16 protein-coding genes are annotated in these 21804 nt (G+C 61.7%); 11 read left to right on the top strand and 5 right to left on the bottom strand.

The window, feature by feature from the left end; genetic code table 11:
- Positions 1-33: 33 nt before the first annotated feature.
- From ABLE85_RS06155 to fdnG, 3 genes are read right to left on the bottom strand one after another with little or no spacing between them, the layout of a single operon-like run.
- Positions 34-753 (bottom strand): formate dehydrogenase subunit gamma, encoded by a 720-nt coding sequence (locus ABLE85_RS06155; RefSeq protein WP_348791819.1) that lies wholly within the window; start codon positions 751-753, stop codon positions 34-36.
- Positions 750-1691 carry a formate dehydrogenase subunit beta gene (gene fdxH / locus ABLE85_RS06150; protein WP_348791818.1) on the bottom strand — a complete coding sequence of 314 codons (942 nt, stop codon included), beginning with the start codon at positions 1689-1691 and terminating at the stop codon, positions 750-752. Before fdxH ends, ABLE85_RS06155 begins: the two co-directional genes overlap by 4 nt.
- A gap of 15 nt (positions 1692-1706) precedes the next feature.
- Positions 1707-4796 (bottom strand): formate dehydrogenase-N subunit alpha, encoded by a 3090-nt coding sequence (gene fdnG, locus ABLE85_RS06145; protein ID WP_348791817.1) that lies wholly within the window; start codon positions 4794-4796, stop codon positions 1707-1709.
- Between the two features lie 482 nt (positions 4797-5278).
- On the opposite strand from fdnG, the gene selD reads away from it, so the two are divergent.
- The 6 genes from selD (at position 5279) to ABLE85_RS06115 (ending at position 10794) form a co-directional block, all read left to right on the top strand.
- Positions 5279-6331 (top strand): selenide, water dikinase SelD, encoded by a 1053-nt coding sequence (selD, locus tag ABLE85_RS06140; RefSeq protein ID WP_348791816.1) that lies wholly within the window; start codon positions 5279-5281, stop codon positions 6329-6331.
- A 410-nt stretch (positions 6332-6741) separates the two neighbouring features.
- On the top strand, positions 6742-7359 hold the full coding sequence (locus ABLE85_RS06135; protein WP_348791815.1) for a manganese efflux pump: 618 nt from the start codon (positions 6742-6744) through the stop codon (positions 7357-7359).
- Positions 7360-7657: 298 nt separating this feature from the next.
- Entirely contained in the window at positions 7658-8206 is a 549-nt protein-coding gene (locus ABLE85_RS06130) for an iron transporter (RefSeq protein WP_348791814.1), read from the top strand.
- A 4-nt stretch (positions 8207-8210) separates the two neighbouring features.
- Positions 8211-8555 (top strand): cupredoxin domain-containing protein, encoded by a 345-nt coding sequence (locus ABLE85_RS06125; protein WP_348792118.1) that lies wholly within the window; start codon positions 8211-8213, stop codon positions 8553-8555.
- Between the two features lie 5 nt (positions 8556-8560).
- Complete coding sequence (locus ABLE85_RS06120) at positions 8561-9397, top strand: FTR1 family protein (RefSeq protein ID WP_348791813.1); 837 nt, start codon at positions 8561-8563, stop codon at positions 9395-9397.
- A complete protein-coding gene (locus ABLE85_RS06115) occupies positions 9394-10794 on the top strand; it encodes a 4Fe-4S binding protein (RefSeq protein WP_348791812.1) in 1401 nt (466 codons plus the stop codon). Before ABLE85_RS06120 ends, ABLE85_RS06115 begins: the two co-directional genes overlap by 4 nt.
- 778 nt (positions 10795-11572) lie before the next feature.
- On the opposite strand, the gene ABLE85_RS06110 is transcribed toward ABLE85_RS06115, so the two are convergent.
- Together ABLE85_RS06110 and ABLE85_RS06105 are read right to left on the bottom strand one after the other, a co-directional pair.
- Positions 11573-11962: a hypothetical protein gene (locus tag ABLE85_RS06110; RefSeq protein WP_348791811.1), complete on the bottom strand. Its 390-nt coding sequence runs from the start codon at positions 11960-11962 to the stop codon at positions 11573-11575.
- A 195-nt stretch (positions 11963-12157) separates the two neighbouring features.
- A complete protein-coding gene (locus ABLE85_RS06105; RefSeq protein ID WP_348791810.1) occupies positions 12158-12535 on the bottom strand; it encodes an MliC family protein in 378 nt (125 codons plus the stop codon).
- 910 nt (positions 12536-13445) lie between these two features.
- Between ABLE85_RS06105 and ABLE85_RS06100 the strand changes: the two genes are divergently transcribed.
- From ABLE85_RS06100 to ABLE85_RS06080, 5 genes are all read left to right on the top strand, one after another.
- On the top strand, positions 13446-14120 hold the full coding sequence (locus ABLE85_RS06100; RefSeq protein WP_348791809.1) for a protein-L-isoaspartate O-methyltransferase: 675 nt from the start codon (positions 13446-13448) through the stop codon (positions 14118-14120).
- Between the two features lie 177 nt (positions 14121-14297).
- Positions 14298-15686: a TolC family outer membrane protein gene (locus ABLE85_RS06095; RefSeq protein ID WP_348791808.1), complete on the top strand. Its 1389-nt coding sequence runs from the start codon at positions 14298-14300 to the stop codon at positions 15684-15686.
- Positions 15687-15914: 228 nt separating this feature from the next.
- Positions 15915-16709 carry a PopZ family protein gene (locus tag ABLE85_RS06090; protein WP_348791807.1) on the top strand — a complete coding sequence of 265 codons (795 nt, stop codon included), beginning with the start codon at positions 15915-15917 and terminating at the stop codon, positions 16707-16709.
- A gap of 501 nt (positions 16710-17210) precedes the next feature.
- On the top strand, positions 17211-19994 hold the full coding sequence (locus tag ABLE85_RS06085) for a valine--tRNA ligase (protein WP_348791806.1): 2784 nt from the start codon (positions 17211-17213) through the stop codon (positions 19992-19994).
- Between the two features lie 364 nt (positions 19995-20358).
- Complete coding sequence (locus ABLE85_RS06080) at positions 20359-21648, top strand: outer membrane protein transport protein (RefSeq protein WP_348791805.1); 1290 nt, start codon at positions 20359-20361, stop codon at positions 21646-21648.
- Positions 21649-21804 lie beyond the last annotated feature (156 nt).

Below are 21804 nucleotides of genomic sequence, written 5' to 3'. Positions count from 1 at the left end.
GGTGCTGTCCATCCAAAAGGGATTGCTTGAATTTCAGGTACTATGCGTCGTGTGTGTCGTGGTCCCCGTTGGCTTGCCTTTCCGCATGGAAACCAGCTCGCGCAGCCATTTCCTGTGGTGCCGCCAGGCCCAGCCGCCGGTAACGGTTCCGCGCGTCATGGCATTGATCGTGCCCTTGACCCAGATTGCCGCATAGACGTGGACGATCCAGACGCAGATCGCCACGACGGCGGCGATCGAGTGGATGAGCAGCGCCCAGCGTTGCTGCTGGATGGTGGTGTAGGAGCCGAAATACTGGCTCCAGATCACGATGCCCGAAGCGATCAGGATGATGATCAGGGTCGACATGGACCAGAAGACGATCTTCTGCCCGGCGTTGTACTTGCCGACTTCCGGCAGCTTTTCCTCATGCCCCGAAACCACGTCGTTGGCTTGTGCGATCCACTGGCTGTCCTCGCGCTTCCAGAGGTTGGCGCTCCAGAAGCGAAGGAAGAGGCCGAAGAAGCTGAAGAACAGCACCACGCCGATCCAGGGATGGATCGTGCGTGTCCACTGGCCGCCGCCAAAGAGCGCGGAAAGGAAGAACAGGGAAGGGTGAAACATGGACAGTCCGGACAGCGCCAGGAGCACGAGGCAGATAGCGGTGATCCAATGGTTGACGCGCGCGCCGCCAGAGTAGCGGTGCACCTTCACCGGCCGGCCGGGCACGACGGCGTCGCCTCGCTCCACATCCTCATAGTCGGTCTTGCTCATGAGCGTTTCTCTCCCGTGAGCTTCTCGGCCTGTTCCTCGTCCTGCTCGGTCACGACATTGGGGCCACGCATCATGTAGTGCAGCGCGCCGGCGGCGACGGTAAGCCCCATCACCGCCATGCCGGCATATTTGGTCATGCCCTTCCACACTTCCACGATCGGGCTGATGCGTGGATTGGCGGGAAGGCCCGCATAGATTTCCGGCTTGTCGGCGTGGTGCAGCACATACATGACATGGGTGCCGCCGACGCCGGGCGGATCGTAGAGCCCGGCATTCTCGAAGCCGCGCGATTTCAGATCCTTGATGCGCCCCTGCGCCCACTCCTTCATCTCGTCCTTGGTGCCGTAGACGATCGCCTGGGTGGGGCAGGCCTTGGCGCAGGCCGGGCCTTGTCCGACCGCGATACGGTCGGAGCAGAGCGTGCACTTGTAGGCGGTGTGGTTGACTTCGGAGATGCGCGGGATGTTGAACGGGCAGCCCTTTATGCAATAGCCGCAGCCGATGCAGTTTTCATGGACGAAATCGACGATGCCGTTGGAATACTGCACGATGGCGCCGGGGGCGGGGCAGGCCTTGAGGCAGCCGGGGTCCTCGCAATGCATGCAGCCGTCCTTGCGGATCAGCCATTCGAGGTTGCCCGTGTCAGGATTGTCCCATTCGGTGAAGCGCATCAGGGTGAAGGTGTCGGGCGTCAGGTCGGGCGGATTGGTGTAGGAGCCCGTGTTGAAGCCGATCTCCTGGTGGGTGTCGTTCCATTCGGCACACGCCACCTGGCACGCCTTGCAGCCGATGCACTTGGTCACATCGATCAGCTTGGCCACTTCCGTCTGGCGCTGGGCAGGCGGCGTCACGGATGACGCCGAACGCCTTATCAGGTCTTTCTCACCGAACCGCGGCTGCTGCGGAGTGGTTTCGGGATTTGGAACGGGTGGAAACATGGCGTCGTTTCCTCCTTACGCCACCGCAGGTGCGGTGGTGCGCTCGATGTTGACCAGAAACGCCTTGTATTCCGGTGTTTCGATGTTGGCGTCGCCGACCACCGGCGTGAGCGAGTTCGGTCCCCACCCCTTGCGCGCCGCGCCCGTGAAGCCCCAGTGAAGCGGTATGCCCACCACATGCACGGTCTTGCCATCACAGATGAGCGGCTTGATGCGCTTGGTGACTACAGCCTTTGCCTTCACCGAGCCGCGCTTCGACCAGACGCGCACCCAGTCGCCCTTGCTGATGCCTTTCTCCTTCGCCAGTTCCTCCGAAATCTCCACGAAGAACTCCGGCTGCAGCACCGCGTTCGCGGTGACGTGCTTGGTCCAGTAGTGGAAATGCTCGGTCAGGCGATAGGAGGTGGCCGCATAGGGGAATTCCGGCGAAGCCGTATCGGCGAACTGCTTGAAGTCGTCGTCGAAGACGCGCGCCACCGGATTGCCCCGTACCTTGGGTGCGATCACGTTCTCGATCGGCGACTCGAACGGCTCGTAATGTGCCGGGAAGGGGCCGTCGCGCATCATGGCCCGGCTGAACAGGCGTGATGAGCCCTCCGCGTTCATGATGAACGGACCCACCTCCCGCGGATTGGCGGTCGGGGCGATGTCAGGCACATCATAGCCGGTCCATTTGTGGCCGTCCCACTCGATCAGCTTGCGGCTCGGATCCCACGGCTTGCCGTCGAGGTCGCAGGAGGCGCGGTTGTAGAGGATGCGCCGGTTGGCTGGCCACGACCACGCCCAGTTCAGATAGGCCCCGGTCTCGTCCGGATCGTGGTTGTCGCGGCGGGCCATGTTGTTGCCCGCCTCGGTGAAGCAACCGGAATAGATCCAGCAGCCGCAGGCGGTTGAGCCGTCGTCGCGCAGCACAGAAAAGCCCGGCAGGAGCTTGCCCTGTTCGACCACCACTTTGGCCGGGTCGGTGGGGTCTGTCAGCGCCGCCAGCGCGCGGCCGTTTATCTCCTGCGCAAGCTCGGCGGCCGCCGGCTCGTTCGGGTCCTTGTACGGCCACTGGAGGTTGAGGATCGGGTCGGGGAAGGCCCCGCCTTCCTTTGTGTAGAGCGCCTTCAGCCGCAGGAAGATCTGCGCCATGATCCAATTGTCGGACTTGGCGTCTCCGGGAGGCGTCACGCCCGGCCAGTGCCATTGCAACCAGCGGCCGGAATTGCTGAGGGATCCTTCGTCCTCCGCAAAGCAGGTGCAGGGAAGCTGGATCACTTCCGTTTTTATCGACGCCGTGTCGACGTCGTTGTACTCGCCGTGGTTCTCCCAGAAGCGCGACGTTTCGGTGTCGAGCGGGTCCATGATGACGAGGAACTTCAGCTTCGACAGTGCATCCGTCATCTTCTTGCGGTTTGGCGCGGCCATCAGCGGGTTGAAGCCCTGGCAGACATAGCCGTTAACCTTGCCGGCATTCATCATGTCGAAAATGCGCAACATATCGTAGCCGGGCACGTCCAGCTTGGGCAGCCAGTCATAGGCGAAGTCATTCTGCGCCGTCGCCGCCGGCCCCCACATGGATTTCTGGAAGCTGACGAAGAACTTGCGGTAGTTCTGCCAATAGCTCGTCTGGTTGGGCCGAAGCGGCTTGTAGCCGCGGGTCGACATGTAGGTGTTGAGATCGACCTCCTTCTCCAGCGGAATGTTTAGGTAGCCCGGCAGGAGGTTGGACATCAGGCCGAGGTCGGTCAGACCCTGGATGTTGGAGTGCCCGCGCAGCGCGTTCATGCCGCCACCACGCACGCCAATATTGCCGAGGATGAGCTGCAGCATCGCCATGCAGCGTATGTTCTGCGACCCCTTGGAATGCTGGGTCCAGCCGAGCGCATACATGGAGGTCATCGTCTTGGTGGGTGTCGAGCATTCCGAGATCATCTCGGCGACCTTGAGGAATTTCTCCTTCGGCGTGCCGCAGATGCGCTCCACCATTTCGGGCGTATAGACCGAAACGTGCTGCTTCAGCAGGTTCCAGACGCAGCGGGGATGCTGCAACGTCTCATCGATCGTCGCATAGCCGTCCTCGCCTATGACATAGTCCCAGCTCGATCGGTCGTAGTCGCGCTTGGCCTCGTCATAGCCGGTGAAAAGCCCGTCCTTGTACTCGAACCCGTCCTTGATGATGTAGGACGCGTTGGTGAAGTTCTTCACGTAATCCCACTGCACCTTGTTGTTCTGCATGCAGTAGTTGATCACGCCGAGCAGGAACGCGATGTCCGTGCCCTGACGGATGGGGGCGTAATAGTCGGCCACGGATGCCGAGCGATTGAAGCGCGGGTCCACCACGATCAGCCGCGCGCCGCGATTGGCCTTGGCCTCGGTGACCCATTTGAAGCCGCACGGATGCGCTTCCGCCGCATTGCCGCCCATGATGACGACGAGGTCGGTGTTCTTGATGTCGGTCCAGGAGTTGGTCATTGCTCCACGGCCAAAAGTTGGGGCGAGACTCGCCACCGTCGGGCCGTGTCAGACGCGTGCCTGGTTGTCGAATGCCACTATGCCTGTGCTGCGCACCACCTTGTAGGTGAGGAACGCCGTTTCGTTCGTGGTCGCGGATGCGGCCAGGAAACCGGTGGAGGTCCAGCGGTTCACCGTGACGCCGGCCGCGTTCTTGGCGATGAAATTCGCGTCGCGGTCCTCCTTCAGGTGCCGGGCGACCCGGTCGAGCGCTTCATCCCACGAAATCTGCTTGAACTTGTCCGAGCCGGGCTCGCGCAGCATGGGATACTGCAGCCGGGTCTCCGACTTCACGAAGCCCATCAGCGCAGCGCCCTTCGGGCAGAGCGTGCCGCGATTGGTCGGATGGTCCGTATCGCCTTCGATATGGATGAGCTCGGCCTTCTCGCCTTTCTTCAGATCACCCTTGGAATAAAGGATGATGCCGCAGGCAACCGAACAGTAGGGGCACGTATTGCGGGTTTCGATGGTGTTGACGAGCTTGAAGGGACGTATCGCCTCGGCATAAGCGCTTTCAACCGCGCCGAAACCGAACGACCCCAACGCCGTCGCTGCAACCGCCGCTCCCGCTCCGCCGAGAAACTGGCGGCGTGAGAGTTCAATATTCATTGCGCGTCACCTCCTCTGGCAGCATGCAAGCCCCGCGCACACAGGGTCAGGCAATCCATTGGATTTGTAACCGCAGCAGTTCACCGCAATAATCATATGTTGTCAACAAATTAACCATTTGACCTTGGTCGTATTAGTCATGCCTTCCTAAATGCATGACTAAGTAACTCATGTTTTTCGCCGGCCGCCGGAGGGCGCGAGCCGGCATCGTTGACGCCATGGGCCAAACGCGCGAGACTTGGCTGTGGCTCATTTCATTGCTCCCGCGTGCCGGGGCCATGGACGGCGATTACCCTTCGCATCTTTCTCGCGGCGCAGGTTTGCGCCGTTTCCACTGTGTGCCCTCGATCAGCCGGCTGATGTCTCACTGACACTGGTGATGACGCCAAAGCCCGCGCGCCGCTTGGACCCATTCCGACCTGCCTTCAGACAACACACCCATGTGCCGACTACCCATGGGCTCACAACCTGAGGAGACAGACATGGATATTTCATCACCAATTCGCCTCAGCACGCTCGCCCATGGTGGCGGCTGCGGCTGCAAGCTCGCTCCCTCGGTCCTGCAGTCCCTGCTGGCCGACCAGCCGGCGGCGCAACCATTCAAGCAGTTGCTCGTCGGCACCGAAACCGGAGACGACGCGGCCGTGTGGCAGCTCGACGACGAAAACTGCGTGATCGCCACGACCGACTTCTTCATGCCGATGGTGGATGATCCTGTCGATTTCGGCCGCATCGCCGCCGCCAACGCGATTTCCGACGTCTATGCCATGGGGGGAACGCCGATCATGGCGCTGGCGATACTCGGCATGCCGGTGGACAAGATGCCGGTCGAGATGATCCGCGACATCCTCAAGGGCGGCGCTCGCGTCTGCGCCGAGGCCGGCATTCCGGTTGCCGGCGGCCACTCCATCGATGCGCCGGAGCCGATCTACGGCCTGGCGGTTATCGGGACCGGCAAGATTGCCAACCTGCGCAAGAACAGCGGCGCCCGGCCGGGCGATGCGCTCATCCTCACCAAGGCCGTCGGTGTCGGTGTCTATTCGGCCGCCTTCAAGAAGCAGAAGCTCGACGCCGCCGGCTATGCCGAGATGATGGCCTCGGTCGCGCTGCTCAACCGAGTCGGGACCGAGCTCGGCAAGGATGACGACGTTCACGCGGTCACCGACGTCACCGGCTTCGGCATACTCGGCCATGCGCTGGAAATGGCGCGCGGCTCGAATGTCGGCATTACCCTGCGCTACGGCGACCTGCCGCTTTTCAAGGAGGCGGAAGCGTTGGCGAAGCAGGACTTCGTCACCGGCGCGTCGAAACGCAACTGGACCAGCTATGGCGAAAGCATCCGCCTGCCGCAGGACCTGCCGCTGTGGAAGCGTCATCTGCTGACCGACCCGCAGACTTCGGGCGGTCTTCTTGTTTCTTGCAACCCGCACCGGGCAGCGGACATCCTGCGCATGATCCGGGATAGCGGCTATCCAGGAGCGGCCATAATCGGCAGCGTGGACTCATTAGGGGAGGGCATCACCGTTACGGCCTAGCGAAACCCCTTGATCTGCGCCGTGGGACCCAGTGGTCAAAGAATGCAGGCTTGCGCGTCGGACGGCCTCTATTTCGAGGTGAGCCCCACGGAAGGTATTGCGGACGCGATGAGCAAGCTGTTCCGCAAGATTCTCCTCAATCCCGTCTAACGGGCTGAGGTTTCCTGCGGCGTTGCCCGGCTTGCATAAGCCAAGAAGCTCGGCGCTCGGCTGCCCATGTCGAAAATCGAATGGCGTGCGCGCATCGGTTAGTCTGCATTCGAGGGGACACGCCCGCTGGGAACCTCCGCATCGATGAATTGCGTGTGATGAACACGGCAATGTCAAAATAACAACTTTTCCGCCGTCTATCGTCAATGTAGAGGATCGGGGCCGGCCGCTTTGGCGAGCCCTGAAAACCCCGAGATGACATGGACTGGTTCTTCATAGCCGCACTGGCCTTTGCCTCCAGCATCGATAACCTCGCCGCGGGCCTGTCCTATGGCGTGCGGGGCATTCGCATCGGGCTCGGCGCCAACCTCATTATCGCGGCGATTTGTTTCGCGTTCAGCGAGGTGGGGATATTGTTCGGCCAATGGATCGGCGAAGTCCTGCCCGGCAACCTGCCCGACATCGTTGGCGCGGTGCTGCTGTTTCTGATCGGAATTCGGATCCTGCTGCTGGTGCTCCCCAGGGCGAAGGAAGAAGAACCGGCGGCGCCCACAAGCAGCCGCGGCACTCTCGCGGGTTGGTTTGCCCGCGTACTCGCGGTTGAAAGCGGCAGGATCGGCCTGGTCGAAGCGCTGCTGCTAGGGGTGGCGCTCTCTGCCAATGCTCTGGCCAATGCCGTCGGCGCCGGGCTTCTCCACATGCCTTCGCTTGCCATCGCTCTGTCGGCTTCGATCGGCAGCCTGGTCACGATCTCCCTTGGCGTAGCGCTAGGCCTAAGAGCGACGCAGATCAGCATCGGTCGGTTCGATCTCGGTCGCTTCGGTACCCTGGTGAGCGGCGTTATTCTGGTCTGTCTCGCCATCGGCCAGATTTGGTAGGCGGGTCGGTGGCGGTCGCCGCGCGGCCCTCATGGGTCTGGCGCAGCGCCGGTTCCTCGCAAAGAAGGGAACGGTGTCGCGTCAAGTTGGAGCCGACTATTGCTAGGCCGACCGAGGCAGCAGGCGGCGCGCCTAGTTTAGAATTTATCTAAACTACTGTTTTTACTTGACTCATCGCCGATAACGGATGAAAAGCAATCTTCAAACATGACTGCATTAGGAAGGTATTGAGGCGCCTCGGAGCAGCGAGGCTCGGCCTCATGCATGAGAAGCCAACCCACGCAAAGCGAGCATGCCAATGAGAATCTCCATCAACAGGGGCGCACTCGTTCTCCCCCTCCTCGTGCTTGGTTCCGGTACGGCTCTGGCGAAGGAAATTCCGGTGGGAACGCCGCAAACCGTTTCCGGCATGGAAATCGGCGCGGTCTATCTGCAGCCGATCGAGATGGAACCGGAAGGCATGATGCGGGATGCCAAGGACTCGGATGTCCATCTGGAAGCGGATATCAAGGCGGCCAAGGACAACACGAACGGCTTCGCCGAAGGCGACTGGATACCCTACCTGGTCGTTTCCTACGAACTGACCCATCTCGACAACGGCCAGACCCAGAAGCGCGACTTCATGCCCATGGTCGCTAACGACGGTCCCCACTATGGCGACAACGTCAAGCTCGACGGCCCCGGCAAGTACAAGCTCAAGCTGACGATTTCGCCGCCTTCAGCCAATGCGCACGCGCATTTCGGTCGCCATGTCGACAAGGAGACGGGCGTTGGCGAATGGTTCCAGCCGTTCAGCGTCGACTATGACTTCGTCTATGCCGGGACTGGCAAGAAGGGTGCATATTGATCCGATGGCCTTGCGTGGACAGTTAACTGCGGTCTTGGCGGGATTTCTCCTGTCATCCGTATCGTCTTCTGTCGCCTTGGCTGACGATCCGACTTTTCGTATCGAATTCAAGGACGGCACGATCAACCCGCAGCGCCTTGAGGTGCCGGCCAAGACGCGCTTTCGGCTCGAATTGGTGAATCTTGGCGACACCCCGGCCGAATTCGAGAGCCTCGAGCTCCGGAAGGAAAAAGTCCTCGCACCACAGTCCGACAGCGTGATGGTCATCCGCACGCTGGATCCGGGTGAGTACGCGTTTTTTGATGATTTCCATCCGGGCGCTGCGCCCGCGGTTCTCGTCGCGAGATAAATGCGATGACCACGCAAGACTTCAACATCCTCTTCGTGATCTGGCGGGAGTGCATTGAAGCGCTACTCGTCATCGGCATTTTGAATGCCTGGCTGGCGCATCGTCCTCCTGCCGAGCGCCGGGTCGGGCGCATGTGGCTTTGGTCGGGTGTTGGTGTTGGCATCATCGGGGCTGTCGCGCTCGCTACACTGCTTCTGACGATCGGTGATGCGCTCAGCGACGAGGCGCAGGAATACTTCCAGACGGCGATCGTGCTTATCGCCGCCGGCCTGATCGTCCAGATGGTGTTCTGGATGCGCCGGCATGGCCGCACCCTGAAATCCGAACTGCAGGCCTCGCTCGATCAGGTCGCCGACCGGTCGAACTGGTTCGGCGTGTTCGTGCTCGCGGCGATCGCCGTCCTGCGCGAAGGTAGCGAGGCGGCCGTTTTTCTCTATGGAACCATGGCCAGTGCCGCTGGCTCCAATCTTGCTGCTGCAATAGCTGCCGGCCTGGGCCTTGTCGCGGCATTCGCCACCTATTGGCTGCTTCAGGTAGGCAGCCGGGTTCTGTCGTGGCGGACATTCTTCCGCGTCACCGAGGTGATGCTGCTGTTCCTGGCCGCTTCGCTGCTGATGTCCGGGGTTGGTCACCTCATCTCTCTTGATGTCCTGCCCACGCTGTCGCCGCGCCTGTGGGATACGTCGTGGCTTCTGCCCGACAGTGGCATGCTTGGCGGCCTCGTCTCGGGACTGACCGGCTATCGTGCCCAGCCGGTTTTGATGGAACTGCTTGTTTACGCTGCGTACTGGACTTTCGTGCTATGGATTCTGTATCGGCCCCGGGCGCTTCGACCGGCATGAACGCCCGTCAGGGCGCCGGCAGAGCGCGGGTAGTCACGATGCGCGCGGGCGAATGGCTCCGCGATCATCAGCGTGTCATCCGCCGGCTTCAGTGGGGCATCATCGGGGCCTATGTGGCCTTGCTCCTAATTCCAGCGCTGGCGCCGCTGCCTACCCGGCTGTCGCATATTTGGTCCGACGTTGTCCTGTTCGCCCAGTTCGTGTTCTGGGGGATATGGTGGCCCTTCGTGCTGGTCAGCATGGTGCTGGTCGGCCGCTCCTGGTGCGGCCTGTTCTGTCCGGAAGGGGCGCTCGCCGAAGCGGCCAGCCGCCACGGGCTGGGGCGCGCGATACCCCATTGGATCAAGTGGAAGGGCTGGCCTTTCGTCGCCTTCGCCTGCACCACGATCTACGGCCAGATGGTCAGCGTCTATCAGTATCCCAAGCCGGTGATCATCGTTCTCGGCGGCTCCACGCTCGCCGCCATCGTCGTCGGGTTCCTGTATGGACGCGACAAGCGCGTCTGGTGCCGTTATCTCTGCCCGGTCAATGGCGTCTTCGGCCTGCTTTCGAAGCTTGCGCCACTGCACTACCGCGTCGACAAGGAAGCTTGGCACGACTGGCGCCGCGAGCCAGGCACGCCGGCTCCCTACGTCAATTGCACGCCGCTCGTGCCCATCCGCACGATGCGCGGCGGCTCGGCCTGCCACATGTGCGGACGCTGCGCGGGTTTCAAGCAGGCGGTCGTGCTTGAACCCAGATCGCCGTCCCATGAAATCGTGAATGTCGCGGGTGACGAGCCGAAACCGTGGGAAACCGTTCTCATCATCTTCGGCCTGATGGGGATTGCGGCAGGCGCCTTCCAGTGGGCGTCCAGCCCGTTTTACGTGACGGCCAAGCAGATGATCGCCGGATGGCTGGTCGAGCATGCCGGCACTACGCTGCTCGAGCCCCGGCTTCCCTGGTGGATCCTGACGAATTATCCCGACCAGAACGACATGATGACGCCGCTGGATGGCGGCCTCATGATCGCCTATGTGCTCGCTACCGCTTGCGTGGCGACGATTGCTGTGGTGGGCGCACTTGCGTTGGCGGTACGCGCCCTTGGCCGGTTTGAGGCGCGGCGCCTCCACCATCTCGCACAGTGCCTGATACCGATGGCCGGTTGCGGCGTTTTCCTGGGCTTGTCCATGACGACTGTAACGCTGCTGCGCTCCGAAGGCCTGTTGCTCAACTTCGTCGACCTGCTGCGCATGGGTCTGCTGGCCGGTGCCGCCTTGTGGTGCGTCTGGCTGATGTGGTCCGTGATCAGCCGCTATTCGACCTCGCCATGGCGCAGGGTTGCGGCAACCGTTGCCGGGACCGCGGCCGTCTTGTTCGGCACCCTCAATTGGATCGTGCTGTTCTGGGTTTGGTGATCCGCTCGCCTCAGGTCCCATTGCCGCTCGCGCTACCAGGGCGTGGCGGCCAACCTGATAGGTGCGATGCAGCAGCATAGCGACGCCTCAGCATGATCCCTGGCGCCCCCAATCGCAGAGGCAAATTTTGCCTCTGCGTGGAAGCAGACATCGCGGGTGACCATGCTGGAGGTCGTGGTCGGGCCGGAACCCGACTTTCGCGCCGCGTCCCCGAAGCGGACGTTCCTCGCAGTGAGCCATGCACACGGTATGGTCGGGGCCGGCCAGTGCCTTTGTGATCAGGCCTGCAGCGCTCGGGATTGCGCTCGCTGGCCTTTGGCTGAGAGTTTCTCGGCATCGACCCTATTGCAGGCTTGCGGCATCCCGGTTTGGATCAACTATCGGCTAGCCATCGCGCACAACGAACGTCACCGTCACCGAGACCCCGGAAGTGCCTGGATAACTGAAACAGTCGCTTGGAAGCGGCACGGCCCTTCGATAAGTCGGCACCTAGGCAGTGAGGGAAAACCATCCCGCGTACCGCTGAATCTTCCACAGTCGCACAGCGCGGACGCCGCGCCTTCCTCAAGGCTGGTGCCGCGCCCAGCCGCCCGGGGGAAGGGCAATAAGAACCGCCGCGGCATATCGCTTGATGCTGAGCCGAAGCGACCGACTGGCTGACCAACTAGGAATTGGCCAAAATATTCCCGAGGATCGGGGCTGACGAAGACCGGTATGCAGTCGGCCCAAGGGGCGTCGAGTAGGGCAGCAATACCGGCGGATAGAATGCTATCGCAGTCTACTTCACCAACGCGCAGTAGTCGTCGGTGATCACATTGCCGAAGTCATACCGAATGATGATTACCGAGTTTCCGTCCGAAACTCGCGTTGTGTTGCGAGCAGCGGTCTTGACGGTATCGTCAGAGGCGAATGGGCCGCTTTTGAATTCCATCGTGCCATTTTCTGGCAGAATGGTCACGACTCCCCCGCCTTGGTCACCGCGCAGTTGGTAGCTGCCATCTGACGCGACGTCGAAGGAGAAGGTAAACGTGCTGAAGTCCAGTCCGGAACGGCAGGCGTAGTATCCTGGATGCAATTTGGAAAGAGGAACATATGAGCTCGACAGCTCAAACGATGAAGCGGTCAGAAAAATCGACGCGACAAGCGCTTCGGTGGTTGGAATAGACAAGTACAATTGAGGATCCAATTACTACCAGGGCTCGGTTGAGTGGATGATAACCGAACGCATCAGAGGTTAGAGTTTCCAGAAACGATCGGCGACGCGTCAGGATGTCTGACAACAGCGCAAATGCATCAGCGATGATGAGTTCCATGCCGCCCTTCCTGATTGCAAAAGGTCGTTATAGCAGATTGCAGCAGAATATCAGGAGGGCGAAACCTTGCACTCCAGCACAAGTTCTCCGTTCTCGTCCCCGGTCAGGTCCCGGAGAAATGCCTCATCGCCTTTCGTCCACCATTCATACTTGCCAGATGTATATCGCGCCCCTGAGCCAGAGATGGCAGAGGCGAATACGATCGACTTGCCATCGATGGGAACAATGGCGAGGAAATTCGGGTCGGCATTGACGTAACTGACAGACAGCGGCGCGTCCTTGCCGCACTTGTACGTCAACGATCTGATCTGCGCTTCCGCTGACGCCTCGATCGAAAGGGTGATGCGAGGCTGTACCTCCTGGGCATAGCCGGCGCTCGAGACAATACAAGAAGCTAGCAGGATGGTGAAAACGCGAAATCTTTGCATCGGCGGGTCCTTCAGTTGGCCAACTTTGCCGCCCTATTAACCACCGCTTGCCCGAAACGGAAAGGTGGGGACCCCAAGACAGGTCACCGTTGACTTGGCCACAGGGTATGGCCGCTTGAGGAACGGGGCTGAAGACCCAGTTTGGAGGGGTGGTTGTCGAGTAGGGCAAATTACTGCGGCAAAGGCATCGCTGCTGAACAAACGAGCAAAGCGACAAGCCAAGAAATGACCAGCGCCACCGGGACCGGAGCCCGGGACATCTGTGTGACATACATCGACAGTCTGTTATGAAATGGCGCGGGTATCGGCAGTAATTTTCCGAGCGGAACACAATGCCAGATCAATGCCCTGGAGGCCATACTCGGTGAGGGCGAGCGGCGCGGGCTGATTTTGATCCCACCTGGCTTACGTGTTGGCGACACCATATCACGAGGTCGGCTCGGCGCTTTGTTCGATCTCGGAAAACCTGAACTACGCAGATCATCCTCAAGTTCGCCCGCGGCTGAAGAAAGCAGCGATCATGATCTATCGTTGCCACCCGCCGAACGAGATCAACGCGCACCTATATAGTGGCGACGGTGCGTGCATGACACATGTACCCTGAAGACATCATATGCGCCGGTCTCAGCCGTCTCGAGGGTTCGCGTTTCCTCTCGAAACTGAATGCGGGAGTAGCCATCTCCACGGCGTCAGTTGAAGAAAATGGCGGAAAATTTCAAGGTGTGGCAGTCCGTCGTGTGAGTCATTGATTGACCGTGAGCGAAAATTTTGCCACACCGCCGCGCAAGAGGTTGAACATATTGGCAAGGCGAGGTCCGGCCTCCATCCTGCCGCAGCGACCCAATGCAGGTCGAATGTTCTACCCGGATTGAAATGCGCATAGCTGGCGCCGAGACGGGTTGTTTTGGGTATGTACACTGATTTTTCCGAACAGCGCGTGAAGATGGTCGACGGCCAGGTCCGCACGACCGACGTGACCGATGCCGGTATACTGGAAGCGATGCTGACGGTGCCGCGCGAGGAGTTTGTGGGCGCCAAGCGTCGCGAGCTTGCCTATATCGACGACCATATCGAGCTCGCGCCCGCCCAGGCCGGAAAGCCCGCGCGCTATCTGATGCAGCCGTCGCCCTTCGCCAAGATGGCGCAGCTTGCCGACATAAGGCGGACGGATTTCGTCCTCGATGTCGGCTGCGGCACCGGCTATTCCTCGGCGGTTCTGTCGCGCCTGGCCAGTTCGGTCGTCGCGCTCGAGAGCGACCAGGCGCTTGCCGAGACGGCAGCCGCGACGCTTTCGAAGCTTGGCTACGACAATGTCGCCGTGGTCCAGGGCGCGCTGGCAGAGGGTTACAAGGCCGAAGCGCCCTACGACGTGATTTTCCTTGAAGGGTCTGTGGACAAACTGCCTCAGGCGTTGTTCGATCAGCTCAAGGAGGGCGGCCGACTCATCGCCGTCCAGGGGCAGGGAAATGCGGGCGTTGCCCGTCTGTTTTTAAAGGCTACTGGTATTGTCACCGGCCGCGGGGCATTTAATGCGGCAATTCGGCCACTGCCGGGATTCGAACACGTGAATGAGTTCGAATTCTGAGCGGTAACGTCTTGCGACCGTCGCCTCATCGTGGTGGCTTAGAATTGTACCATCGTTGCTGAGTCCTTGTGCCGACCGGTGCAAGGGCGGCAGGGGGGCATCCAGGCGAATCGTTTTTAGGGCAAAGTTTCCCGACGGCTCGACGCGGCTCCCGCTGAAACGAATGAGGGAATAGTCGTGTCGTTTGTACGTAAAGGCATTTTCGCCGCCGTCCTTTTGTCAGCCAGTGCACTCACCGCGGTGCCCAGCTCCGCCGAGACCATCCTCGGCGCGATGGCGAAAGCCTATCAAAACAATGCCACCCTGAACTCGAGCCGCGCCGGCGTGCGCGTGACCGACGAAACCGTGGCCATCGCCAAGTCCGGCTATCGTCCCACCATCAACGGCATCGGCAACATCACCTACACGTCACAGTTCGGAACGCGGCTGACGACCGGTAACTGGGGCGTCCAGATCAATCAGACCCTGTTCGACGGCTTCCAGACCAAGAACAACGTTGCCGGGGCCGAATCACAGGTGTTCGCTGCGGGCGAGAGTCTGCGCAACACCGAGATGAACATCCTGTTCAATGCGGTCAGCGCCTATGCGGACGTGATTCAGAACCGCAAGATCGCCGTGCTGCGCAAACAGAACCTCGAATTCCTCGACGAGCAGGTGCGGTCGACGAAGTCGCGCCTGGAAGTCGGTGAGGGCACCCGCACCGACGTCGCGCAAGCGGAGGCCGCCCAGCAGCAGGCGATCGCGACGCTGGCCGCCGCGAAGGCCGCGGTCGAAACCAGCGAGGCCCTCTACGAGCAGGTCATCGGAGAGAAGCCCGGCAAGCTCACGCCGGCCAATCCGGTCTCGAACATGCTCCCGCGGAGCCTTAACGACGCCTTGGCGCTGGCTGCCAGCCAGCATCCGGCCATTCTGGCGACGCAATATCTGGTCGATGCGGCCGGCTTTGCCGTGAAGTCGACGGAAGGGCAGTTGCTGCCACAGCTCAGCGGCTCGGCCAGCGCGACGCGCAGTTTCCAGATCAGCCGCGGCATCAACGAAATTACTGGTGTGTCGCCGGGCAACAGCAAGGAATACTTCAACCAGGCCAGCATCGGGGCCACGCTTACCGTGCCGATCTACGAGGCCGGCCGCACCTCCGCACAGGTGCGTCAGTCGAAGGAATCGCTTAGCCAGGCGCGTATCCAGGTCGACGTCATGGGCGATCAGGTCCGTTCGGCCGTGCAGGCCGCCTGGGCGGCCTACATCTCGGCCAAGCAGGGGGTCGAGGCCAATCGCTCGGCCGTTTCGGCCGCAAAGCTTGCTCTCGAAGGCATCGTCGAGGAGCGCAATGTCGGCCAGCGCACCACGCTCGACGTGCTCATCACGCAGAGCGACCTCATCACCGCGGAGGTGAGCCTGGTGCAGTCCGAGGACCAGCTGCTCACGGCAAGCTACGGCATCCTGCAGGCCACGGGTCAGCTTTATGCGCGCCGGCTCGGCCTTCAGGTGACCGAATACAGGCCCGAGGAGCACTATGATGCCGTCAAGGACAAGTGGTACGGCCTGAGGACGCCTGACGGTCGCTGATATCGCGCACCCTTCATCTGTCGAGCAAAAGGGGAGATACCAGTCGGTGTCTCCCCTTTTGCTTTGGGACGGTCTTTAGGCGACTTGTGAATCTGTTGAAATCGCAAGCGCTCCTACTTTGGGGATTCTCGCGAACCCGTGCGTCCGCTACGCTAACCGTTGATTCGAAACCGCCTGGGCAAGGCGGCCGATTCGTCAATTCTGGTCACAGGGGCGGCAAACGTGACGATGGCACAGACGAGCAACGCGCAGCGCGAACCTTCGATGGAAGAGATACTGGCTTCCATCCGCAGGATCATCGAAGACAGCGACACCACCCGCAAGGGCTCCGACGGCGCCATTGCGCGCGACGAGGCGGATAATGGACGTCTCGATAGCGCGGTGATCGAAGTGGACGCCTTCCGCGCCGAGTTGCGGGCTGCCCGGGCCGCGCCGGAACCTGACCAGACGCCGTCGCTCGCCGATGTGCAGGCGCAGATCGCAGCGGAATCGGAATTTGTGCCGGAGGAACACCCGGCCCCGTATTTCGAGGTCGAGCCGCAGCCGGTCGACGCGGAAACGCCTGCCGAGACACCTGTTCTGGCCATGCCCGAGTGGAGCATGGTGCCCCATGTCGAGCCGGAGCCGGCAGCCGCGCCGACGGTGGACCTCGTGGAAGAGCGGCCGGCGGCCCTGCGCCACGAGCCGCTGATGGATTTTTCGGAAGAACTCACAGCCGCGCTCGAAGTGCCAGCGCTCGAACTCCCGGTGGATCCGGAGCCCGCCAGGGTCGAGGCCGTGGCGGCGCCGAAGGCGGCCGAAGTTGCCAGGCCAGCCATCATTTCGGAACATGCGGGCCGTCAGGTTGCGGCCGCCTTCGGCGAATTGTCCGAGGCCTTTGCCGCGCGCAGCCGCAAGACCTTCGACGAGATGGCCGAGCAGATGCTGCGACCCATGCTCCAGGACTGGCTGGACAATAACTTGCCCACGCTGGTCGAGCGGTTGGTGCGCGAGGAAATCGAGCGGGTCGCCCGCGGCGGCTAAATTTCTGGTTTCCTGGGCGAGCGTTCGCCGCGCCAGCCCAGGGTGCCTCGAGGTATCACTCCAGAGTGGATAAGGCGCGCTCGTGATTGGCTTACGGAGCGGCCGCCTTCTCCTACCTCCGTCATCCTCGGCCGGAGCACGAGCGTAGCGAGTGCGGAAGTTCCGGGGATCCATGCCGCTCCGCCAAAGCTGCCGCAGCGGGGCAGAAAGAGCGCGCCGCACCCTGCTGCGTGGATGAATTCATCGATCGACCAGTGCGAACGCGTGGAAGTCACCTGCTTCGAGGTTGGTTCATCACGCGCGCGGCCGTAACGGCCCTAGATCTCGAGCGAAGTCTGGAAGGGTAGGTCGCGCGCTGCCGCAATGACCCCTCCCGCATCCTCAAGGGGGGAGGGAAAGCCCACCGCACGCAACCAAGACGCTCCGCTGCTGTTGACTCGCTCATGCCCTTCCGATTTACACCGGAATCGACAAATTCCGGACAATACGGATCGATTTCCCATGCTTGAGAAGACCTACGACGCCAAGTCCGTCGAACCCAAGATCGCCAGACGCTGGGAGGAGGAGGATGCCTTCCGGGCCGGCGCCGGCTCGAAGCCGGGCGCCGAGGCCTTCGCGATCGTGATTCCGCCGCCCAACGTCACCGGCTCGCTGCATATGGGCCACGCGCTCAACAATACGCTGCAGGACATTCTGGTGCGCTTCGAGCGCATGCGCGGCAAGAACGTGCTGTGGCAGCCAGGCATGGATCATGCCGGCATCGCCACCCAGATGGTGGTCGAGCGCAGGCTCATGGAAAAGCAGATCCATCGCCGCGACCTGACCCGTGAGGAGTTCGTCGACAAGATCTGGGAGTGGAAGGCCGAGTCCGGCGGCGCGATCTTCAATCAGCTGAAGCGCCTGGGGGCCTCCTGTGACTGGTCGCGCGAACGCTTCACCATGGATGAGGGCCTGTCCAAAGCCGTGCTCGAGGTCTTCGTCACGCTCTACAAGGAAGGACTGATCTACAAGGACAAGCGCCTTGTGAACTGGGACCCGAAGCTGCTCACTGCCATCTCCGACCTCGAGGTCGAGCAGCTGGAGGTCAACGGCAATCTCTGGCACTTCCGCTATCCGATCGAGGGCGAGACCTTCGACCCGGAGAACCCGAAGACCTACATCACCGTCGCCACCACGCGGCCGGAGACGATGCTGGGCGACACCGGCGTCGCCGTGCACCCCGAAGACGAGCGCTATAAGCACCTCATTGGCAAGAACGTCATCCTGCCGCTGGTCGGCCGTAGGGTCCCGGTCGTTGCCGACGAATATTCCGATCCCGAGAAGGGCACCGGCGCGGTCAAGATCACGCCCGCGCACGACTTCAACGACTTTGAGGTCGGCAAGCGCCATGGCCTGCGCGCTATCAGCATCCTGACCACCGAGGCGACGGTAAACATCAAGGATAACGAGGACTTCCTCGAAGGCCTTGAATCTACCGCTGAACTGCAGGCGACGCTTGACGCCCTGCATGGCAAGGACCGCTTCATCGCGCGCAAGATGGTCGTGGACATGATGGAGGCCGGCGGCTTCCTCGAAAAGATCGAGCCGCACCGCCACACCGTGCCGCATGGCGACCGCGGCGGCGTGCCGATCGAGCCGTTCCTGACCGACCAGTGGTATGTGAACGCCGCCGAGCTGGCCAAGCCGGCCATCGCCTCAGTGCGCGAGGGCCGCACCAACTTCGTGCCCAAGAACTGGGAAAAGACCTATTTCGACTGGATGGAGAACATCCAGCCCTGGTGCATCTCGCGCCAGCTCTGGTGGGGCCACCAGATCCCGGCCTGGTATGGGCCGGACGGCCACGTCTTCGTCGAGAAAAGCGAGGAAGAGGCGCTCGACGCCGCCGTCGAATATTACCTGGCGCTGGAAGGTCCCTGGAAGGCCTGGGTCCAGGAAAGGCTCGAAAACTTCAAGCCGGGCGAAATCCTCACCCGTGACGAGGACGTGCTCGACACCTGGTTCTCCTCGGCGCTGTGGCCGTTCTCCACGCTCGGCTGGCCGGATCAGACCCCGGAACTGAAGACCTATTACCAGACCGACGTGCTGGTGACGGGCTTCGACATCATCTTCTTCTGGGTCGCCCGGATGATGATGATGGGCCTGCATTTCATGCATGAGGAGCCGTTCCACACGGTCTACGTGCATGCGCTGGTCCGCGACAAGAACGGCGCCAAGATGTCGAAGTCGAAGGGCAACGTCATCGATCCGCTGGAGCTCATCGACGAATACGGCGCGGATGCGCTTCGCTTCACGCTCTCGATCATGGCTGCCCAGGGCCGCGACGTGAAACTCGATCCCGCCCGCATCGCCGGCTATCGCAACTTCGGCACCAAGCTGTGGAACGCGACGCGCTTCGCCGAGATGAACGGCGTGGCCCGCAACGACGAGTTCTGGCTGCAGGACGCCAAGCTCACGGTCAACCGCTGGATCCTCACCGAGCTGTCGCGCGCCACGCGCGAGGTGACCGACGGCATCACCTCGTACCGCTTCAACGAGGCTGCAGGTGCTGCCTATCGCTTCGTCTGGAACCTGTTCTGCGACTGGTACCTGGAGCTTCTGAAGCCGGTCTTCATGGGCGAGGACGAGGACGCCAAGGTCGAGAGCCGCGCGGTGGCCGCCTTCGTGCTCGACGAGATCTACAAGCTGCTGCACCCCTTCATGCCGTTCATGACGGAGGAGTTGTGGGCACACACGGCCGGCGAGGGGCAGGAGCGCACGACGCTGCTGTGCCATGCCGAATGGCCGGCGCCGTCGTTCGAAGACGCGGAAGCCGCAGCCGAGATCAACTGGCTGGTCGACCTCGTCTCGGGCATTCGTTCGGTGCGCTCGGAGATGAACGTGCCGCCGGCGGCCATGGCGCCGCTGGTGATGGTCGGCGCCAACGAGACGACGAAGGCGAGGCTCGATCGCCATGACTCCGCCATCAAGCGGCTGGCGCGCGTCGACGCCGTGACTTTCGCGGAAGCCGCGCCCAAGGGCTCGGCCCAGATCGTCATCGGCGAGGCCACGGCATGCCTGCCGCTCGGCAGCCTGATCAATCTGGAGGCCGAGGCCGCGCGTCTGCAGAAGGAGCTGGGCAAGGTGACCGAAGAGGTCGCCCGCATCCACAAAAAGCTGTCGAACGAGAAGTTCGTGGCCAATGCGGCCCCCGAGGTGGTTGCCGGCGAGCGTGAAAAGCTGGTCGAATTCCAGGAGGCGCAGGAGAAGCTGAACCACGCATTGGCGCGGGTTCGCGACGCCGGCTGAGGGGGCCGTCAGACCTGATTCCGGGTGCCGCCAAAGGCGGCATCCGCTCCCGAAAGCGGGTATGACGCGGCGTCAACTTTGTGGCCGCGGACATTTTTTTGACCCAATGTTGCCATAATGTAACAAGGGGTTGCCGGGCTGCGAAAAAGCCGGATTTTCAGTCTTTTTTCACTTCCGGTCGCGAAAAATACCGCCCATTCCGTTCAAATTTGATCATTTTTGAAGGCTTTTCCGGGTGCCCGGAACGGAGCAGTCCGGACCGCGCATATGGCGCTACGCCTTTGGTTGTAAAAACAAGGGTTGCCACCACCATTCGAATTAGCTCAACCTCTCCGAAAGTATCTTTCGGGGGGAGGGAACCTTCATGAATACAGCGCTTTTGAAATCGGTCTTCGGTGCCGGCTGTGTTTCGCTTGCTATCGTGGGATCGGCGAGCGCTGGCGGCTTCTCGCGCGGCACGGCAGACACTGACATTCTGTACGAAGACGGCAACTTTGCCATGCGCACCGGCGTCACCTATGTGAGCCCGACGCGCAAATTCAGCGAATTCGACGCGGCCAAGGGGCTCGTGGGGACGAGCTATACCGACGACTACGTCATTCCGTCGGCGGCGGTCAAAATCAACCTCAACGACGATTTCCGCTGCGCCGGCACGCTGGTGGACAACAATGGTGGTGCGGCGTCTTTTGCCGTGCCGAAGCCGAGCGGCAAGCTTTCGGAAGAATTCACCACCAATGAAAAGGCGGTGACCTGCGGTGTGAGGTTCCAGGCCGGCCCGGGCTATATGTGGGTGCTCGGCGGCGGGTTCATGGAGAACTTCGACTACAACCGCGTGAACGAGTATGCCCTGGCAGGACCAGGGCTGCCTACTGTCGTTCTTCCGCATGCGACCCTTAATCTGCATGGCCAGAAATATGGCTATCGGTTGGGGTTGGCCTACGAGATTCCGGAAATAGCTCTGCGAGGGCAGGTTCTGTATCGGTCAGGCACGAGCTACGGCGCCGACGGCAACCTGAATGTCCCGACGGCGGCGCTGCTCGGCGCCAAGGCCAAAGAACTGTTCACGGACGCGGCAATAGCGAGGGCAAAGGGAGACAAAGATCTCGCCGACACGCTGGAGGGTACGGCGGCAGTCGTGTTGGGGAAAGCATACGCAGCCGCTGACGCCGGGCTAAGCCAGGACTTTTTAGCCACCGGCACGGGCAATCTTCCGCAGAGTGTCGAGGTCAAGCTGCAGAGCGGCATTGCACCCGGCTGGCTGGCATTCGGTTCGGTCAAATGGACCGATTGGAGCGTCCAGAAGGAACTCCTCGTCACGACGGAGAATCCTGAGGTCGGCAGCGCCGACATCTACAATTGGCGGGATGGCTGGACCCTCACCGGCGGTATCGGTCACGTCTTCACCGACAATATTTCGGGCGCGCTCAGCCTGACCTGGGATCGGGGCGTCGCCACCGGCTGGGATCTTACCAGCGATACCTACACGCTGGCCGCCGGCGGTGTGCTCAAGGACAAGTGGGGCGGCGAGCTTCGCGGCGGCCTCGGCGCCACCTATCTGGCCTCTGCCCGCGAAACCGAGTACGGCCCGCTCAACAGCGCCGTCGACTCCGGCTGGGCGTTTGCCGTCAATCTTGGCTACAAGGTCGCCTGGTAAGCAATTTGAAATGCTGATCGTAGAAAGCCGGGCGTTGCCCGGCTTTTTTCTTGGCCGACGGGCCGGTTTGTTAAGGCACCCGGGCGCAGGCTGAGGCTCGCATTGCTTGCGTCGGCGAGGCAGCCATTTGGCGCCTGTTCGAGCTGGGGTTTGTGC

It is taken from the genome of Mesorhizobium sp. KR1-2, assembly GCF_040045035.1.
Taxonomy (GTDB): Bacteria; Pseudomonadota; Alphaproteobacteria; order Rhizobiales; family Rhizobiaceae; genus Pseudaminobacter.
The sequence above is the reverse complement of the archived record's forward strand: the minus strand, read 5'-3'. Positions and strand labels throughout refer to the sequence as shown.

Bases quoted from the DNA above. Each gene is read 5' to 3' on its own strand.
- ABLE85_RS06155 (WP_348791819.1), bottom strand. From the start codon at position 753: ATGAGCAAGACCGACTATGAGGATGTGGAGCGAGGCGACGCCGTCGTG.
- fdxH (WP_348791818.1), bottom strand. From the start codon at position 1,691: ATGTTTCCACCCGTTCCAAATCCCGAAACCACTCCGCAGCAGCCGCGG.
- selD (WP_348791816.1), top strand. From the start codon at position 5,279: ATGGATATTTCATCACCAATTCGCCTCAGCACGCTCGCCCATGGTGGC.
- ABLE85_RS06135 (WP_348791815.1), top strand. From the start codon at position 6,742: ATGGACTGGTTCTTCATAGCCGCACTGGCCTTTGCCTCCAGCATCGAT.
- ABLE85_RS06130 (WP_348791814.1), top strand. From the start codon at position 7,658: ATGAGAATCTCCATCAACAGGGGCGCACTCGTTCTCCCCCTCCTCGTG.
- ABLE85_RS06125 (WP_348792118.1), top strand. From the start codon at position 8,211: ATGGCCTTGCGTGGACAGTTAACTGCGGTCTTGGCGGGATTTCTCCTG.
- ABLE85_RS06120 (WP_348791813.1), top strand. From the start codon at position 8,561: ATGACCACGCAAGACTTCAACATCCTCTTCGTGATCTGGCGGGAGTGC.
- ABLE85_RS06115 (WP_348791812.1), top strand. From the start codon at position 9,394: ATGAACGCCCGTCAGGGCGCCGGCAGAGCGCGGGTAGTCACGATGCGC.
- ABLE85_RS06105 (WP_348791810.1), bottom strand. From the start codon at position 12,535: ATGCAAAGATTTCGCGTTTTCACCATCCTGCTAGCTTCTTGTATTGTC.
- ABLE85_RS06100 (WP_348791809.1), top strand. From the start codon at position 13,446: ATGTACACTGATTTTTCCGAACAGCGCGTGAAGATGGTCGACGGCCAG.
- ABLE85_RS06090 (WP_348791807.1), top strand. From the start codon at position 15,915: ATGGCACAGACGAGCAACGCGCAGCGCGAACCTTCGATGGAAGAGATA.
- ABLE85_RS06085 (WP_348791806.1), top strand. From the start codon at position 17,211: ATGCTTGAGAAGACCTACGACGCCAAGTCCGTCGAACCCAAGATCGCC.
- ABLE85_RS06080 (WP_348791805.1), top strand. From the start codon at position 20,359: ATGAATACAGCGCTTTTGAAATCGGTCTTCGGTGCCGGCTGTGTTTCG.